At 67.2% G+C, this 15,957-nt stretch carries 13 protein-coding genes; 4 read left to right on the forward strand and 9 right to left on the reverse strand.

Annotated elements, in window-relative coordinates; translation table 11 throughout:
* Positions 1 to 18 precede the first annotated feature (18 nt).
* Positions 19 to 906 (forward strand): ROK family protein, encoded by an 888-nt coding sequence (locus ABIR17_RS04620; protein ID WP_348003188.1) that lies wholly within the window; start codon positions 19 to 21, stop codon positions 904 to 906.
* Here the strand turns inward: ABIR17_RS04620 and ABIR17_RS04625 are convergent.
* Genes ABIR17_RS04625 through dusB form a run of 4 tightly spaced genes read right to left on the reverse strand, consistent with a single transcriptional unit; the run spans position 893 to position 5,146 of the window.
* Positions 893 to 1,510 carry a hypothetical protein gene (locus ABIR17_RS04625; RefSeq protein WP_348003189.1) on the reverse strand — a complete coding sequence of 206 codons (618 nt, stop codon included), beginning with the start codon at positions 1,508 to 1,510 and terminating at the stop codon, positions 893 to 895. The two genes, ABIR17_RS04620 and ABIR17_RS04625, sit on opposite strands and share 14 nt — an antisense overlap.
* 9 nt (positions 1,511 to 1,519) lie before the next feature.
* Entirely contained in the window at positions 1,520 to 2,782 is a 1,263-nt protein-coding gene (locus tag ABIR17_RS04630; protein ID WP_348003190.1) for an MFS transporter, read from the reverse strand.
* Positions 2,779 to 4,029: a deoxyguanosinetriphosphate triphosphohydrolase gene (locus ABIR17_RS04635; RefSeq protein ID WP_348003191.1), complete on the reverse strand. Its 1,251-nt coding sequence runs from the start codon at positions 4,027 to 4,029 to the stop codon at positions 2,779 to 2,781. The genes ABIR17_RS04630 and ABIR17_RS04635 overlap by 4 nt, the downstream gene beginning before the upstream one ends.
* Positions 4,019 to 5,146, reverse strand: a complete 1,128-nt coding sequence (gene dusB / locus ABIR17_RS04640) for a tRNA dihydrouridine synthase DusB (RefSeq protein ID WP_348003274.1) — start codon at positions 5,144 to 5,146, stop codon at positions 4,019 to 4,021. The genes ABIR17_RS04635 and dusB overlap by 11 nt, the downstream gene beginning before the upstream one ends.
* Before the next feature lie 320 nt (positions 5,147 to 5,466).
* Here dusB and ABIR17_RS04645 point away from each other — a divergent pair, with 320 nt between their 5' ends.
* Positions 5,467 to 6,819 (forward strand): UDP-glucose/GDP-mannose dehydrogenase family protein, encoded by a 1,353-nt coding sequence (locus ABIR17_RS04645; protein ID WP_348003192.1) that lies wholly within the window; start codon positions 5,467 to 5,469, stop codon positions 6,817 to 6,819.
* Here ABIR17_RS04645 and ABIR17_RS04650 read toward each other — a convergent pair.
* Positions 6,773 to 7,384, reverse strand: coding sequence for a DedA family protein (locus tag ABIR17_RS04650; RefSeq protein WP_348003193.1), 612 nt, complete (start codon positions 7,382 to 7,384; stop codon positions 6,773 to 6,775). The genes ABIR17_RS04645 and ABIR17_RS04650 overlap by 47 nt on opposite strands.
* Positions 7,385 to 7,511: 127 nt before the next feature.
* Here ABIR17_RS04650 and ABIR17_RS04655 point away from each other — a divergent pair, with 127 nt between their 5' ends.
* Together ABIR17_RS04655 and ABIR17_RS04660 are read left to right on the forward strand one after the other, a co-directional pair.
* Entirely contained in the window at positions 7,512 to 9,491 is a 1,980-nt protein-coding gene (locus ABIR17_RS04655) for a glycosyltransferase (RefSeq protein WP_348003194.1), read from the forward strand.
* Positions 9,492 to 9,603: 112 nt separating this feature from the next.
* Positions 9,604 to 10,101: a YbaK/EbsC family protein gene (locus ABIR17_RS04660; protein WP_348003195.1), complete on the forward strand. Its 498-nt coding sequence runs from the start codon at positions 9,604 to 9,606 to the stop codon at positions 10,099 to 10,101.
* A 117-nt stretch (positions 10,102 to 10,218) separates the two neighbouring features.
* Here ABIR17_RS04660 and ABIR17_RS04665 read toward each other — a convergent pair whose 3' ends face one another.
* The 4 genes from ABIR17_RS04665 to ABIR17_RS04680 form a co-directional block, all read right to left on the reverse strand.
* The gene (locus ABIR17_RS04665; RefSeq protein WP_348003196.1) at positions 10,219 to 11,586 is read right to left on the reverse strand and encodes a UDP-glucose/GDP-mannose dehydrogenase family protein; all 1,368 of its coding nucleotides are present in this window, start codon (positions 11,584 to 11,586) and stop codon (positions 10,219 to 10,221) included.
* 99 nt (positions 11,587 to 11,685) lie between these two features.
* Positions 11,686 to 12,780, reverse strand: a complete 1,095-nt coding sequence (locus tag ABIR17_RS04670) for a right-handed parallel beta-helix repeat-containing protein (protein ID WP_348003197.1) — start codon at positions 12,778 to 12,780, stop codon at positions 11,686 to 11,688.
* Complete coding sequence (locus ABIR17_RS04675) at positions 12,777 to 14,636, reverse strand: right-handed parallel beta-helix repeat-containing protein (protein ID WP_348003198.1); 1,860 nt, start codon at positions 14,634 to 14,636, stop codon at positions 12,777 to 12,779. The genes ABIR17_RS04670 and ABIR17_RS04675 overlap by 4 nt, the downstream gene beginning before the upstream one ends.
* Positions 14,633 to 15,925: a glycosyltransferase gene (locus tag ABIR17_RS04680; protein WP_348003199.1), complete on the reverse strand. Its 1,293-nt coding sequence runs from the start codon at positions 15,923 to 15,925 to the stop codon at positions 14,633 to 14,635. Before ABIR17_RS04680 ends, ABIR17_RS04675 begins: the two co-directional genes overlap by 4 nt.
* Between the last annotated feature and the right edge of the window lie 32 nt (positions 15,926 to 15,957).

Here is a 15,957-nt window from a genome sequence, read left to right on the forward strand (position 1 = left end):
GAAGTCTACGCTGGGGCTGTGAACGACCCTGTGCTGGCCATCGATTTCGGCGGCACCAAGGTCGAGGCCGCTCTCGTCGCCGACGGGCTCCTGGTCGAGGGGAGCCGATTCCGCGAGACCACCGGCGCCGTGAAAACTGCTGCCGAGCTCGACGACGCCGTCCGTTCCGTCGTGACGCAGGCACTCGGTGACCGCACGGTGACCGCGGTTGGGATCGGATCCGCCGGCCCGGTGGATGCCTCCCGCGGCGTCGTGTCGCCTCTCAACGTGCCGGCCTGGCGCGATCATCCCCTGGTGTCTCTGGTGGCGTCACTCGTGCCGGACGTTGCGATCACCCTCGCGATCGACGGGCTCGCGATCGCCCTCGCCGAGCACCGCTACGGCGCCGGCCGGGGCGCCAGAAATCTGCTCGGCATGGTCGTGTCGACCGGAGTCGGCGGCGGGCTCGTGCTCGACGGTCGGGGCTTCGCCGGCACGACGGGCAACGCCGGTCACATCGGCCACATCGAGGTTGCCGGGTTCACCGACGCGTGCCCGTGCGGCGGTTTCGGCTGCCTCGAAGCGATCGCGTCCGGCCCGAGCAGCGTGCGGTGGGCTCAGGCCCAGGGCTGGGCCGGATCGACGGGCGAAGAACTCGCCACCTCGTCTGACCCGATCGCCCGCGCCGCGATCGAACGTTCGGCCCGCGCCGTCGGGCAGGCTCTCGCGTCGGCGACCGGGCTCCTCGACCTCGACGTCGTCGCGGTCGGCGGCGGCTTCTCACACTCCGCCCCGGATTACCTCGACCTCGTGCGTGCTGAGTTCGCCGGCCGACTGTGGGAGTTCGTGACGAAGGTGCGCATCCTGCCCGCCGGTCTCGGCAGCGAAGCCCCGCTGATCGGGGCCGCTCTGCTCACCGAGCAGTAGCGCGCTTCGCGGTCAGACTCGCCACCCCGAGTGCGGGAAGCGCAAGCAGAAACACCGTGAACGGTGGGATGTCGTGCACCACCGCAACGAGGATGACCAATCCCAGCGCTACCGCTGCGCACACCCACCGGCTCCAGTCGCGCAGGGCGAAGACGAGCACTCCGAAGCCGGCCGCCATCGTCAGGAACGCGACGAGCCAGAGCACGTGGCCGATCTCGCCGAGCACCAGGTACGACAAATCCTTCGCCGTTCCGCCTTGCGCGTCCGACATCAGGATGTTCGTCGACATCGTGACCAGCGCGACAATCCACAGAATGATTCCGCCCGAGAGCACACCGACGCCAGTTGTAACGAGCGGTCGGCCCGCGTAGGCGCCCAGAGCGTTCACTCCCAGGAGTGCGGCGATGCCGGTGAGCGCCCAGAGAACGCTCGACAACTGGTAGCCCGCTCGCAGGGTGTGCACGACATCCACCGCATCGAGCGCGCGCGCGGTCACGACCGGCCAGGCATCCGGAATGGCGAGCGCCGCGATGGCAAGCACGCCACTCGCCACCAGCAGGATGCCGGGCACCCGGCTCGAAGGAGAGGTGGCCACGGCGCTCATGACGTGACCCTACTGCGACGCGTGGACGACCTGGGGATGCCGCTCGAGCTCATCATCGACGTATCGTCGGTGGCGCAGGATTGCGACTGCAGGGACGGCGATCAGCGCGGTCGCGAGCAGGGCGAACATCCCCGCGGTCCAGTTGCCGGTCAGGTCGTGGAGGACGCCCATCCCGAGCGCGAACAGCCCCGCCGCGAGGTAGCCGATGCCCTGTACAAACGCGCTCAGTGCCACCGTGACGTGCTGGTCGCGGGTGCGGGTGTTCACCAGGAGCAGCGCGAGCGGGAACAGGATCGCCACGAGGCCGATCAGCACCGCCCACAGCAACGGAGCAGCCGCGGGGGCGGTCAACATCCCGATCCAGGCTGCAACGTCGCACACCGCGGCGATCACGACCATCGGCACGACCGCGCCAGCTCGGCGCGCGAGGAGCGGCACGATGAGAGCCTCAGGGATGCCGAGCGCGATCGCGATTCCGACGGCAACACCCGCTGTGGTGGCAGACACACCCCCGGCCTGCACCAAGATCGTCGGCAGAAACGCCATCGCACCGTAGATGTTGATCGACGTGAACGCGAGTGCGCCGGTGATCGCCCAGGCGGTCGGCGAGCGCACGATGGCCCGGCGAGCGTGGGTCGCGGTGGGAATTCCCTCGGTATCGAACTCGGGCGCGAGGGTGCTGACCTTGTCGTCAGGCGGAGTCTTGAGCATCGAGATCCACGGGATGACCGCGAACACCGGCACGACCGCCCAGACAACGAGCGCGACCCGCCAGCCGTAGCTCTGGGCGATCTGCACCCCGGCGAAGGCAGCCGTCGACGCGCTGACCCCCATCAGCACGAGGTAGAGCGAGGTCATCGGAGCGATCTGGCGAGGGAAGTAGCGCCGCACGAGCGGCGGCAACAGCACGTTTGCCAGCCCGATTCCGGTCATGATCACCGACGTCGATGCCACCAGCAGCACCGCCTCCTGCGAGAGAACGCGGGCACCCTGCCCGATGAGGATCGCCAGGATGGCGACCACGAGTGTTCCTTCAAGGCCCCATCGTTGAGTGAGCGTCGGCGCGATCAGCCCCGCCACCGCAAACATCAGAGGTGGAGCCGCGCCGACCAGTGACAACACGATCACGCCGAGACCCAGGTCGTCGGAGATCAGCGAGAAAACCGGCCCGATTACGGCGACCCCGCTGCGGATCGACAGCGCAACCAGCACGATGCCGAGCACTGCGACGATTCGGCCCCCGCGCGGGACCACGGCCGCGGGCAGAGTCACCCGACGAGTCGCTCGTGCCAGGCGTTCGCCGAAACGTCGGTGAGTGACGCGACCTGGTCGACGACGACGCGTTTGCGAGCCGTGTCATCCGCGGCCGCGGTCCAGTCGCCGGTGAAGCCGACATCCAACTGGGTCGGGTCGGCCAGCAGCCGGTCGGCCAGTTCGGTCAGAATTCCGCGCTGGCGGGCATAGAGCGGCTGGCGGGCGTTGGTCGACATGACGTTCGCCGCGACGATTCCCTTGAGAACCGCGATCTCGGCTTGAGTCTCGAGAGGGGTCGCGACATCCGCTCCGAACCGGGCGAGGGCGCCCTGTGGATGCGCGGCACGTGTGGCACGCTCGGCGTGTCCGGCGAAACGCCCGATCAGAAAACTGGTGAGGTTCTTCAGCCCGGCCAGATCCCGACGACTGCCGTCCCACGAGTCGATCCAATACTCCAGGTTGTCGAGTCGATCGAAGGCCGCGATCAGGGTGTCGTGGTCGAACTCGCCGCCGATCCAGGCGAACATCGCGTCGACCAGTTCGTCGTGATCGACCCGCGCACCCAGCGCCCGCACGTCGAGGTAGCCGTTGACGATCGCATCCTCGAAGTCGTGAACCGAGTAGGCGATGTCGTCGGAGAGGTCCATCACCTGGGCTTCGATGCAGCGCACCCGGTCGGGTGCGTCGGCCCGCAGCCACTGGAACACCGGGGTGTCGTCGTCGTAGAAGCCGTACTTGCTGCGACCCGACGGATCCGGGATGCCCTGCGCCGCCGGCCACGGGTACTTACAACTGGCATCCAGGGACGCGCGGGTCAGGTTGAGGCCGTACGACCTCGCGTCGTCGAAGACTTTGGGTTCGAGCCGGGTGACGAGGCGCAGGGTCTGCGCGTTCCCCTCGAACCCACCGATGTCGCTCGCCCACTCGGCGAGAGCGCGCTCCCCGTTATGACCGAACGGGGGATGCCCGAGGTCGTGCGCGAGACACGCGGTGTCGACGACATCCGGATCCAGTCCGAGCCGGGCACCCAGCTCACGCCCCACCTGCGCGACCTCGAGCGAGTGCGTGAGACGGTTGCGGGCGAAGTCAAGTCCGGCGGTCGGACTCAGCACCTGCGTCTTCTGTGCGAGCCGACGCCAGCCGCTGGAATGCAGGATGCGGGCGCGATCGCGGGCGAAGTCGCTGCGGCGGCTGGCGTGTTCCTCGGGAAGCCAGCGCTCGGCATCCTGTTCTCCGTAACCCGGAGGGAGGTGCTCAACCGCCACTGTTGTGCAGTTCCGCCTCGGCGACCTCGGCCCGCATGCCCTCGGCGATCTCGCGACTGTCGAGCCAGCCGTAGGGCAGGGTCGGAATCTTCGGGGTGCCCGCGCGCCCCCGCTGGCCTTCGGCGTCGACGCCCGGGTAGAGCTGGTCGTCGTCGAGCGTGCCGATCAGGTCGGCGATCTGCTGCAGGCTCGACGACATCGCGAGCGCCGCACGGGTTTCGCCGCCCACCGCGTAGCCCTTGAAATACCAGGCGACGTGCTTTCGGATGTCGCGGCAGGCATGGTTCTCGTCGCCCTCGAAAAACTCCACGAGCAGTTCAGCGTGGCGCAGGAACGCCGCCGCGACCTCCCCAAGCGTCGGCTCGGCCTTGAGCACCTGCCCCTGGAACGCGGCGGCCAAGTCGCCGAACAGCCAGGGCTTGCCCAGACACCCGCGGCCCACCACGACGCCGTCGCAGCCGGTCTCGTCGACCATGCGCAGAGCGTCTTCGGCCGACCAGATGTCGCCGTTGCCGAGTACCGGAACGCTGGTCACGGTCTCTTTCAGTTTCGCGATTGCCGACCAGTCGGCGTGGCCCGAGTAGAACTCGCTCGCCGTGCGCGCGTGCAGGGCAATGCTCGACACCCCGGCTCCTTCGGCGATGCGACCGGCCTCGAGGTAGGTCAGGTGGTCGGGATCGATGCCCTTGCGCATCTTGATGGTGAGCGGCCGATCGCCCGCCGCCTTGACCGCCCCTTCGACGATGTCGCGGAACAGGCCAAGCTTCCAGGGCAGCGCCGCTCCCCCGCCCTTGCGGGTGACCTTCGGCACCGGGCATCCGAAATTGAGGTCGATGTGGTCGGCGCGGTCCTCAGCGACCAACATCGTCACGGCATCCGACACCGTTTTCGGGTCGACCCCGTAGAGCTGGATGCTGCGCGGCGTCTCCGACGGATGGTGCTGGATCAGCCGCATGCTCTCCGGGGTGCGCTCGACGAGGGCACGGCTCGTGATCATCTCCGAGACGTAGAGTCCCGCGCCGTACTCCCGGCACAGCCGACGAAACGCCGTGTTCGTGATACCCGCCATCGGCGCCAGCACCACCGGAACCGTCAACTCGATCGGCCCGATGTGCAGGGGCGCTGCGACGCCCTGTGCGGCGACGACGGAGGTGGACACCGTCCGATTGTTTCAGACCCGGTGCGTGCCCGCCTGCGGCGCGGTGCCGGTGCCTGGCCCAGCGCGTACCTAACTCTCGGAATTCCGGGCTTTCGTCGCCATGGCATCGATAGACCCCCGCTTTCCCGAGAGTTAGGTACGCGAGAATGGCGAGATGACGGGGCACCGTCGTCGGATCGCGCATTTCGGGCGGGCGGGCCGCCGGAACCCCCTGAACAGACACCCGACACACGACCGGATGTCGCCCACCGTTCACCCCGGATTTCTAGCCTGCGAACGTGAGAATCTCGGTAATCGGATGTGGATATCTCGGAGCCGTTCACGCGGCGGCGATGGCGGAACTCGGCCACGACGTCGTGGGAATCGACGTCGACCCTCTTAAAGTCGACTCCCTTGCCCAGGGCATCGCGCCCTTCTTTGAACCCGAACTTCCCGAGCTGCTGGCTCGCGGACTCGACGCCGGCAACCTGACCTTCAGCAGTTCGATGGCCGAGGCACGCGGTGCCACCGTTCATTTCATCGCCGTCGGCACCCCTCAACGGGCGGACGGCTCGAGCAACCTGAGCTACGTCGACGCAGCCGTCGACCAACTCCTGACCGTCCTCGCCGCCGGGGACGTCGTCGTCGGAAAATCGACGGTGCCGGTCGGAACCGTCGCTGCACTCGCCCCCCGGATCGAAGCGGCCGGCGCGACGCTGATCTGGAATCCTGAGTTCCTGCGGGAAGGGCATGCGGTGCGCGACACGCTCGCCCCCGATCGGCTCGTCTACGGGATCGGTGCCGGCGACAACCGGTCGGCCGACGTGCTCGACGACGTCTACGCCGCCCTGCTAGAAGCGGGCGTGCCGCGCATGGTCACCGATCCCGCGACAGCCGAGCTCGTCAAGGTTGCCGCGAACGCGTTCCTCGCGACGAAGATTTCGTTTATCAATGCAATGGCCGACATCGCGGATGCGGTGGGCGCCGACGTCGGACAGCTCGCCGACGCGATCGGGCAAGATCCACGCATCGGGCGACGGTTCCTCAACGCCGGGCTCGGCTTCGGCGGCGGGTGCCTCCCGAAAGACATCAGGGGCTTCATCGCACGCGCCGACGAGCTCGGGGTCGGCGCATCGTTCGGCTTCCTCCGCGAAGTCGACGCGATCAACCTTCGCCGACGCGAGCGCCTGGTCGAGGTGACGCGGGCCGCCCTCGGCGGAGACCTCGTCGGGCGACGCATTGCCATCCTCGGCCTTGCCTTCAAGCCGGGTTCCGACGACGTCCGGGACTCCCCTGCGCTCGACGTTGCGACGCGTCTGCGGGCCGAAGGCGCCCACGTCGTCGCGACCGACCCTCAGGCGATCGAGACGTCACGTCGGCTGGTCCCCGAGCTCGAATACCGCTCGAACGTCGCGGCAACCGTGACGGGCGCCGACGCGGTGCTCGTGCTGACCGAATGGCCCGAGTTCGTCGAGCTCGACCCTGCGGTGCTCGGCCGTATCGTCGGGCGCCACCTCGGCGAGCAGATCGTGATCGATGGCCGCAACTGCCTCGACCCCGCTCTGTGGCGGGACGGTGGCTGGCGGTACTACGCCCTGGGACGCATCAGCGATCCGGCTCCGGCGGGGATGAACGTCGCGCAACTCGCGTAATGACAGCGTCGGTGACGAAGCCCACTGTTACCGCAATCAGCACTGAGACCACGATCGCGACGAGCGGCGTCGCCGAGAACACCGTGCCGAAGACCACGCCGACGACGCAGTTGTAGACGGCCCACGACAACCCCGCCACGGCGGCGAGGGGCAGGAATCGGCGCAGCGACAGCCCGCTCGCGCCGGCGCTGAGATTGACGGCGATGCGGGCAAACGGGATATAGCGAGCGGTGAAGATCAGCGCGGCGGGCCTGCTGCGCACCGTCGCGCTCGCCCGCGCGACCGCACGCTGGATGATCGGAAGCCGCTGCCACCGCCACCTGTCCAGCCCCACGCGGCGCCCGATCGTGAAACACAACAGGTCACCAACCCACGCTCCCGCCGCGGCGACCGGGATGATCGCGGCTAGCGACGGAGACCCGGTCGCTCCGCTCAGGGCGGCGAGCGCGACCACAACTGTTTCGCTCGGCAGCACGACGAGAAACGCGTCGCCGACCACAAGCAGGAACAATGCCGGCAGCAACCACGGCGAATCCGCCAGCGTCCTGAACCATGTCTCGTCCACCGCCCCTGTTTAGCGTCCCGAGGTTAACGCGGGGCGACGTCGTCGTGCGAGCGAACATCAGGTGAAGCTCGGGTGCGCGACCCTGTTTCGCGCCCGTTCGTGACACGAAATTCGACACGCTGGTCGCGTGAGAGTCGTCTTGGTTGCCGAATCCTTCCTTCCGCAGATGAACGGCGTCGTTAATTCGCTGCTCCACGTGCTGCGCCACCTCAATTCCCAGGGCCACGAAACGCTCGTGATCGCCCCGCGTGGCGACCGCGAGCCCGAGACCAGTCGGCTGCACGGCGCCAGCCTCGCCCTGCTGCGGTCGCTCCCCCTTCCGACCTACCGGGAGGTGCGGTTCACGATCGCCGGGATCCACGAGATCGAGACGATCTTGCGCGACTTCCATCCGGATGTCGTGCACCTCGCGTCGCCGTTCGTGCTCGGCTGGCAGGCACTGCGCGCTGCCGACCGCCTCGGCATCCCGACCGTGGCCATCTACCAGACCGATATTCCCGGCTATGCACAGCGCTACGGCATCCCGGCCCTTGCCCCCGCGCTGACGCGACACCTCGCGAAGATCCATAAACGCGCGACCATGACTCTCGCCCCGTCGACGTCCGCGATCGCCGAGCTCGAGGCGATCGGCGTTGATCGCATCCGGCAGTGGGCACGCGGCGTGGATGCTGAACGCTTCACCCCTAACCGACGCAGTGACTCTTGGCGGCAGCGCATCGCACCGGGCGGCGAGTTGGTCATCGGATTCGTCGGCCGGCTCGCCCCGGAGAAGCAGGTCGAAGATCTGGTTGCCCTCGCGAGCATCCCGGAAACCAAGATCGTCATCGTCGGCGACGGCCCGAGCCGCGCAGCACTCGAGCGACTGCTTCCCGACGCCGCGTTCCTCGGATTCCTCGCCGGTGACGAACTCGCCGACGCCGTCGCGAGTTTCGACCTGTTCGTGCATCCGGGTGAGAACGAGACGTTCTGCCAGACGGTGCAGGAGGCGCTCGCGAGCGGTGTGCCGGTCGTCGCGACGGGACGTGGGGGGCCGCTCGATCTCGTGCAGAACAGTCGAACCGGCTGGCTCTACCGGCCCGGCGACCTCGACGATCTCCGAGCCCGCGTTCTCGACCTCATCGGCGACGATGCCAAGCGCCGCGCGTTCGCCGTGGCAGCTCGCGCGTCGGTGGCTCACCGCACCTGGTTCAGCCTCGGCGAAGAGCTGCTCGGCCACTACCGCGACGCCCTCGTTGCGCCGGCCCGTTCCTCCCGCGGGGTGACCGCCGTGTCCCCCGTTACGACAGTTGCGGATGCCGACGTCACTCGGCCGCGCGCGGCGGTCGCCTGGGCGAGCTACATCGCTCTCGGCGACTCGCTGACCGAAGGGCTGTGCGATTCGTCGCGGCAAGGTGAAGGGCAGTACCGCGGCTGGGCCGATCGGCTCGCGATGTTGCTGGCGCACAGCGGCTCGGCTCCCGTGCCACCGCTCTACGCAAATCTCGCGGTGCGCAGTCGCCGCATCGCCGACGTCACCGAAGAGCAGATTCCCCGCGCCCTTGAGCTCGGCGCGGGACTCGTGTCGGTCCTGGTCGGGGCCAACGACCTGGTACGACACGACGCGAATCCCGAGGCCCTCGCTCGTCGCCTCTCGGCCGGAATCGTAAGACTGCGGGAGTCGGGCGTCGACGTTCTCGTCGTCACGCCATTCGCCCCGCATCGTGGCTACCTCCGCGGCTTGCACGCGCGGCTGGCCCGATTCAACGCGATCCTCAAACAGACAGCCCGCGACACCGACTCGATCTTCCTCGACTTCTGGACCGACCCGGTTTGCCGCGATCCGCGGGCTTGGGCCGAAGATCGCGTGCACCTCAGCTCCCACGGCCACCGGATGCTGTCCTATCGCGCCGCTGCGGCCCTGGGAATCCCGCGGGCGGCCGAACTCGGCGCGCTCGATGCCGCGATGCACGACGAGAGCGCCGACACCGACACCTCGATCCCGACGGCATCCTGGCTGTGGACCCACGTTCGACCCTGGGCGCTGCGTCGGATGCGCGGCCGCACGGCGGGAGACGGCCTTCCCCCGAAGCACTCGGTGCTCATCCCGGTCGAGCGGCATCCCGTCTGACTGCGTTACGAAGGGCTTACCTAACTCTCGGAATTCAGGGGGTCCGTCGACGTGGCATCGATGAATGCCCCGAATTCCGAGAGTTACGTCCGCCCGCTGCGAGAATCGGGATGTGAGCCCCGCACCCGTGAGCAGCGCATCTGGACGCGAACGCGTTGCGGCGGATGCCGAAGCTCGCGGCATCCCGGTCGAATTCCGTGAGCGCAGTGTTGCCCGCTCGCTTGAGGAAGCCGCACAGATTCTCGGAATCACCCCTGCCGACATCGTGAAGTCGCTCGTCGTGCGGCGGCACGATGGCAGCTACCTCTTCGCGCTGGTTCCGGGCGACCGGCAAATCTCGTGGGCCAAACTTCGCACGGTCGTCGGGGTCAACAAACTGCGTCTGCCTGAAGCCGAGCTAGCACTCGAGGCGACCGGCTACGAGCGCGGCACGATCACTCCGCTCGGGTCGACGACGCCGTGGCCAGTGTTCGCCGACGAGCGGATCGCGGGTCAGCGCGTCTCGATGGGAGCCGGCGAGCACGGGTACTCGCTCTTCGTGGAGGCCGACGACCTCGTCCGGGGTCTTGACGCAACTGTCGCGGATATCACCGATCCGATGCCGCACTAGGTGCGGGATGACATCCGAGTTGGGTTGGGCGTACACTCGCGACCACCCCGCAAGGGGTGTCTGCCGGGACCCGACTCCCGATAAGCGCGGGCCCCGGCAGAACTCTGTTCGGCGGATCTAGGCGACGGCTCTGCGTTCCTGATCCACCGTGGTACCGATCGGTCGGCCGAGAGCGCGGAACTCCCAGCCAGCCGCGAGATAGGCCTCGGCATCGAGCGCGTGCCGCGCGTCGATCATGCGACGAGACCTGACGAGGAGGCCCAACGCGACCGGGTCGGCCTCGCGGAACTCGTCCCACTCGGTGAGCAGCAGAACGAGGTCCGCGCCGCTCACCGCGTCAGCAAGCGAGTCGGCGTAGACGAGGTCGGGGTAGACCCGGTGCGCGTTGGCGTTGGCCTCGGGGTCGTAGACGATGACATCCGCGCCCTCGAGGTACAGCATGCGAGCGACGTCGAGCGCCGGCGCATCCCGGACGTCGTCGGAGTTGGGTTTGAAGGCTGCACCGAGTGCCGCGATTCGGACGCCGGAAAGATCGCCGCCGACCAACTCGCGGGCCATATCGAGGACACGCACACGACGGCGGATGTTGATCTGGTCGACCTGGTCGAGGAAAGCGACGGCGTGACCGACCCCCAGCTCTTGGGCCCTGGCCTGGAATGCTCGGATGTCTTTCGGCAGGCATCCGCCGCCGAAGCCCAGACCGGGCTTGAGGAAGCGACCGCCGATTCTGGCGTCGTGACTCAGTGCTTCAGCGAGGAGGTTGATGTCCGCTCCGGTGGCCTCGCAGACCTCGGCCATCGCGTTGATGTACGAGATCTTCGTCGCCAGGAAGGAGTTCGCGGCGACCTTCACCAGCTCGGAGGTGCGGAGGTCGGCCACCACGAGGGGGGTGTCCGCCGCGAGAATCGGCGCATATACCTGGCGCAACCGTTCTTCGGCCCACTCCGACGCCACCCCGAAGACGAGGCGGTCAGGATGCAGGGTGTCCTCGACGGCGAAACCTTCGCGCAGAAACTCGGGGTTCCAGGCAAGCTCCACCAGGTCGCCAGCGGGCGAGACCTCGCGGGCCAGTTGGGCGAGCCGCTCCGCGGTTCCGACCGGAACGGTCGACTTTCCGACAATCAGGGCGCGGCGCGTGATTCGGCTGGCGAGTTCGGTCACCGCAGAGTCGACGTAGCGCATGTCGGCCGCGTGGGATCCCGGCTTCTGGGGCGTTCCGACGCAGACGAAATGCACATCTCCGAAAGCTGCCGCCTCCGCGAAGTCGGTCGTGAAACGCAACCTTCCCGTTGCGAGGGACTCGGCGAGCAACCCGGGCAGACCGGGCTCGAAGAACGGCAAGGTGCCGGACGAGAGTGCGTCGATCTTGGATTGGTCGACGTCAACGCCGAGAACGTCATAGCCGAGCGCGGCCATGCAGACCGCATGGGTCGCGCCAAGGTAGCCCGTGCCGAGCACGGTGATCCGAATGGGCTGGACAGGCAAGCCGGTACCCGATTGAACGATGGTCACAATTTCCTCCTGGGGGGTGGAGAGTTCTGATGCGATGGGCGGCCGTAATCGGGGTCGGCCTTGGGTCTTCCTTTAGCCGGACACGCAGCTCACATTGCTCAAGCCACTGCCAGCACCGGAAGCCGTGTTATCGCACGTGACGACGTTGTCGCGGGCGGGAGTAAAGGAGAACCCGAAACCGGGTCCGTTGATGACAGCGGTGTTGCCGCGGAATGTGTTGCGCGTGCCCCAGCCGTCAACGATTTCGTGCGTTTGGAATCCGTCCATCGGGGTGTTGACACCGGTGTTGCCCTCGATGAGCCAGTCGTTGCCTTTGACGTCGACCCACGAGTCACCGCCGGCGTTAGTCAGCCCTGCGCCGTCGAAGGAGTTGCCGCGCACGGTTCCCCCGGTCGTGCCCTCTTTGATGTCGATCGATTCGGCCGTCGTGGCCCAGATCGTGTTGCCTTCGATCACATTCCGGTCGCTCGCATCGGGGTTGCAGTCCGAGATTTCGCACCAGTTGCTCTTTGCCGTCCCGACGTAGATTCCTTCGCCGTACTTGTCGCGTCGCAACCCGGTCGCGCTCACCTGGTTACCGGTGACGAGATTGTCGGTGCTCGTCCGGCGGAGGTGGATCGCCTCGTCGCCGATCATGGTCACTGTCAACCCCTCGATCACCGACCCAACCGTGCCGTCGGCCATGACGCCTTTCTGCCCGTTGGTGACCGTGAACCCGGCGAGGTGCCAGTAGCTCGCACCGTCAAGGTGAACGACATAGCCCTGATCCACACCACCTCCGTCGAGCACGCTGTCGGGCGTCCCACACAGGGTGATGGGGTTCGACGCCGTCCCGGAGGTCGTGATCGTGAAGTTGCCGACATACCGTCCGGGGGCGATCGAGATGACATCGCCAGGTGCCGCGCCGTCGAGCGCGGACTGAAGGTCGAGCTCGGACGCAACGGTCGTTGTCGGCTCCGCGCACGAGCCGTCAGCGCTCGGCGTCGAGATGGGCGTTTTCGACGGCTCAAGGGCGGTCGGAGTCGGGCCGGTCACGGCCTCGGGCGTCGTTGGTCGGCTTCCCAGAAATACCCACACGCCTCCCACAATGAACAGACCAAGCACGAGGACGAGGACGACGATGGCGATCACGGGGCGGCGCTCAGTGGGCTCGTCATCGGCTTTCACGACCCGATCCCGGTCGACGGTTCGCCGAGGTTGGGGACCTGCACCCGAGACCCAACTTGCGCCCGAGGAACGATGCCGCGCGTGAAGCTCGACAGCGGTGCCTGGTCGGCGTACGGGTTGACTCCGACGCGGCGGCGACGACGCATGACCAACGTGACGATCAGGAGGAGCGCAATCACCAGCCACATGACCGTCAGTGGCTGGAAAATACGAGCCAGGACGATCGCGAGCGGCTTGGTGTCGTGCCACCCTGTGGCGTCGTTGTCGCGCACCGCCATCCCGGTGGAGCGGCTCACGTCGATCGCGCTCGGACCCGAGCCGTCGATGGTGTTTCCGACGATCACCGACCCTCCGGTCGCGCCGACGAGTGCAATGCCGTGGTTGCTGACTTTGCTGACGCGGTTGTCTTCGATGCGTCCGCCCGCGTCTCGCAGGTAGATGCCGATCTCGCCGCCATCGACGCGGTTGTCCACGACGGACATGTCAGCACCGGAGTCGCGCACGGCGATCCCCTGCTGGGTCGATCCGCTGACTTCGTTGGCACGAATGGTCACCCCGGTCGCCCCGGAGGTCACCACGATGCCCATCAGGTTGTTCGAGACCTCGTTGCCGATGATGTTGATGTCGAAGCCACCGACCACCTCGATGCCATACCGGCCGTTGCCCGCCGAGGTGCTGTTGCGCACCTCGTTGCCGCCGTAGCTGCTGACGGCGATGCCCGTTGCGCTCGGACCGTCGACCAGAGCACGGCCCTCAATCGTGATGCCGTTGCGACCGTTGTCGCGCGCCTCAAGATCGTCGAACACGACGCTCGACGTCGCCCGAGTGAGGTTGAAACCGTCCTGGGCGTTGCCGGTCGCGACCGAGCCGGAGACCGTGCTGTTCGTGACATCGCGGTGAAAGACCAGGCCGTCGACAAGCGAGTTCTCGAACGACGACCCGCGAATATCGACACGGTCGGCCGCCGTCACGAAGAGCCCGAACGCGTTGCCGATCGTTTCGACCGACTGCAGGAGAGCGGAGGCGTAGCCCGCACCATCCGGTTCTCCCTCGAGGGCGAGGGTGTCGAGCGGCGACGCGTCGGGGCCGAGGCTAACCAGGTTCTCGTCAAGCGGTTGGGCCGCCGATGTCGGGTCGTCGGCGATGAGCGGTTCGGGGATGACGGAACCGGTGATCGCGAGACCGCCGGTGATTCCGCTCCAGAAGCCAAGCTGCTCGAACTTCGCATCGGTGATTTCGGCATGACCGCCGTACACCCGCACGTAGGCACGTCCATCGTCGGTGAGGAGGTCGGGTCCGACTGCGTCGGAGTCCCAGCTCCCCACCTCGAGCGGTGAACTTGCGTCACCCCGGATGACGAGAGTGCCTCCGTCGGCGACGATCGACACGAAACCGTGCGCGTTCGAGGCGAGCAGCAGCTTGACGCCGACGCCGTCGATCCGCAGAGTCGCACCCTCGGCGACGTAGATGTGCTCCGAAATCAGGTAGCTGCCGTCGCTGCGCTTCTCGACGCTCCGCGGCGCTATGCGGGCGAGTTCGTCGATCGTGTACGGCGCCGAACGGCCGACGAGGACGATCGTTGGCACTCCGGTCGTGGTGAGCCGGAACGGTCGCCTCGGCACCACGCCTTGCAGAAGCGCGGTTTGCAGAGTCGTTCGGATGTCGATGATTCGGCGTTCCTCGGCGGCAACGAGCGGCGCTTCGGTGTCCGGGTTCCCGGGGTAGTCGCGGCCGGCGGTGACGGTATCCGGAGAGGTGAAGGTCGCGGTCGGAGCGGCGGAGGCTGCAATCGAACCGGTGAGAAGTCCTACAGCGATCAGCAGGATGGCGGCGACGGCCGCAATCAGGCGCGTCACGCGACGACCTCCGCTCCGAGCGAGCGGGTGTTCTGGCCGTCGCCGCCGATCTGGTCGGCGCGGCGGGTCAGCCATCCCTGGCGGTTCATCGTGACGAACGCGAAGAGCTTGATCGGGAGGGCGATGAAAATCACGACCAGAGCCACGATGGGCAACAGGAAGATCTCACCGGGGTGGCGACGAAGGTGCGACGCGCCACGGATGCCACGGGTCACCAGCAGCCAGGCGACCACCGCGCCGATGGCGAGCGGCGTGAAGTCGAGCCGGCTGAGCAGGAGGTATGCCACCGTGAAGCCCATCGTTACCGGGGTGAGCAGGATCTGCAGAACCGTGACCTTGGTCACGAACGGCTGCTTCCACAGCCACCCCTTGAAGATCGCCGTCAAGTAGCAGCGGTAGGAGTTTCGGCTCCAGCGCACGCGCTGCTTCACGAAGCCGCTGAGTGTCGAGGGGAACATCGATAGCGCCCGTGCGGAGCGCTGATGCACGGTCTTGAACCCCGACGCGAGGACGAGCCAGGTGAGGCGCCCGTCGTCGCCAGAAATGCAGCGCTTGCCGAGGAAGAACTCGTTCTCGAGACGGTCGAGCACCGGCAGGACTGCCGAGCGGCGATAGACGGCAGTGCGTCCCGAGATGCACGGCACCGCGCCAGCCCTGCCCATCGCCGGGACGTAGTTGTAGTACCGCAGGTTGACTAGCCAGTCGGCGACGCGTCGCCAGATGCTCGTCGTGCGGGCGTAGACGTTCTGCTGGGTCGAGACGCCGCCCACTGCGGGGTCGGCGAACGGCTTCTGCACGTTGACCAGCAGCCCCGGCAGCCACGAGGTGTCGCTGTCGGTCAAAACCAGAATCTCGTATCTCGCCAGGCGAATGCCAGCGCCGAGCGCCGAGCGCTTGCCGACGTGCTCGAAGAGGATGGGGCGGATGCGGTCATCATCGAGCGCAACGATGCGGTCGTAACTGTCGACGTCCGCAACGTCCAGAACGATGATGATCTCGTCAGGGTCTTGGGCTCGCCAGGACTCGAGGCAGCGCATCAGGATGTCGGGATCCTCGTGGAACGAGGGCACGACCACAGAGGTTGGGGCTCGGAAGTCGCCCTCGATCGCCGGGGCCGTCGCCGACAGGATCACGCGGTAGAGCCAGAGGCCCCAAACGAGGATCCCTGCGAGCGCGATCGGGAAGTACGGCGCGAGGCTTGCCACGAAGTTGGCGATGGCGTCGGGGTTGAACGGCGAGGCAAGAAAATCGCCGAGCGGGTCGATCGGAAGGTATGCAGGAGCGGGCATCGGGTCACGCTTTCGGTCGGGGGAACCATTGG

This window comes from Pseudolysinimonas sp. (assembly GCF_039912695.1).
Classification (GTDB): domain Bacteria; phylum Actinomycetota; class Actinomycetes; order Actinomycetales; family Microbacteriaceae; genus Pseudolysinimonas_A.